Raw genomic sequence first — 559 nt, forward strand, 5'->3', positions numbered from 1 at the left:
TGGAACGTGAATACATGGACTTCGACGTGGTCATCGTCGGTGCCGGTCCCAGCGGCCTGTCCGCCGCCTGCCGCCTGATGCAGCAGGCCCAGGCCGCCGAACGCGAGCTGTCGGTGTGCGTGGTCGAGAAGGGGTCCGAGGTCGGGGCGCATATCCTCTCCGGGGCGGTCTTCGAGCCCCGCGCCCTGCGCGAGCTGTTTCCCGACTGGGAGGAGCGCGGCGCCCCCTTGAACACGCCGGCGGTTCGCGACGACGTGTATCTGCTCAAGGATGCCGAGAAGGCCCAGAAACTGCCCAATGCGCTGGTGCCCAGGAGCATGCACAATACCGGCGGGGCGATGCCCAACTACGTGATCAGTGCCGGTAACCTGTGCCGCTGGTTGGCCGAGCAGGCCGAGGGGCTGGGGGTGGAGATATTCCCCGGCTTCGCCGCCCAGGAGGTGCTGCACGACGGGGACGGCACGGTGCGCGGCATCGTCATCGGCGACATGGGCGTGGCGGCGGACGGCAGCGAGAAGTCGGGCTATATGCCGGGCATGGAACTGCGCGCCAAGTACAC

General features: G+C 68.2%; 1 protein-coding gene. It reads left to right on the forward strand.

Annotated elements, in window-relative coordinates:
• On the forward strand, positions 1-559 hold a 559-nt coding region (locus ACW4DH_RS18995), incomplete at both ends, for an NAD(P)/FAD-dependent oxidoreductase (protein WP_459637965.1).

It is taken from the genome of Halomonas sp. WWR20, from assembly GCF_054602495.1.